Origin of the sequence: Falsihalocynthiibacter sp. S25ZX9, assembly GCF_041205405.1 — a bacterium.
In the GTDB taxonomy this organism is placed as follows: domain Bacteria; phylum Pseudomonadota; class Alphaproteobacteria; order Rhodobacterales; family Rhodobacteraceae; genus Falsihalocynthiibacter; species Falsihalocynthiibacter arcticus.
In genome coordinates, this window is sequence record NZ_JBGFCD010000136.1 from 1 (window position 1) to 335 (window position 335).

Genomic DNA, 335 nt, shown 5'->3' on the forward strand with positions numbered 1-335 from the left:
CGCGCCGTTATTCGGCCCGCAGACCCACTTTTGTATATCGTGCCTCAAGATCGCCCGCTGGTCATTTCTGCGCGGATCAATCCGATCCACGTGGATCAGGTTTACGTGGGCCAAGAGACAGTTTTGCGTTTTTCGGCACTCGATACGCGCGACACACCCGAACTCTTGGGCACAATGACCCACCTCTCGCCGGATGCCCTCGTTGATCAACAAACAGGACTTGCTTATTATGTAAGCGAAGTTGTCATCAACCCAGGTGAGCAAGAAAAACTCCCTAACGGAAGCCGATTGATCCCCGGAATGCCCGTCGAGACCTATTTCCGGATCGGGGATCG

The 335-nt window shown here is 54.3% G+C and carries 1 protein-coding gene; it reads left to right on the top strand.

Annotation, left to right across the window (positions count from 1 at the left end):
- Nucleotides 1–335 (top strand): HlyD family efflux transporter periplasmic adaptor subunit (locus tag AB9F29_RS21610; RefSeq protein ID WP_369757212.1); only part of this gene is annotated, 335 nt, incomplete at both ends.